Consider the following 427-nt stretch of genomic DNA (forward strand, 5'->3'; position numbering starts at 1 on the left):
TCGCCGAACAGCGTGCCCAGGATCGAGCCGCGCCCGCCGAACAGGGAAATACCGCCGATCACCGTCGCGGTGATCGCCTGGAGATTGTAGTCGGTGACGGCAGCCGACGGCGAGATCGAGCCGTTGCGGCCGATGGAGACCCAGGCAGCGAAAGCGGCGATCAGCCCGGCAAGGGTGTAGACCGTCATCAGCACCTTCTTGGTCTGGATGCCCGACAGCTTCGCCGCCTCCTGATCATCGCCAACGGCGTAGACATGGCGGCCCCATGCCGTGTGATTGAGCACGTACCAGAGGATCATCACGAGCACGACCGTGGCAATGACGCCGAGCGTCAGCACCGCCGTGCCGACCTTAAAGCTGATGGCAAAGAGATGCAGGAGCGGCGCCTGGGTGTCGACGTCGGTGTCGCGGATCGTCTCGTTGGCCG

1 pseudogene is annotated in these 427 nt (G+C 64.6%); it reads right to left on the reverse strand.

Annotation, left to right across the window (positions count from 1 at the left end):
* Positions 1 to 427, reverse strand: a pseudogene (locus EOD15_RS35455) (ABC transporter permease); the annotation flags it as partial.

Source organism: Mesorhizobium sp. M7A.T.Ca.US.000.02.2.1 (genome assembly GCF_003996995.1).
Taxonomy (GTDB): Bacteria; Pseudomonadota; Alphaproteobacteria; order Rhizobiales; family Rhizobiaceae; genus Mesorhizobium.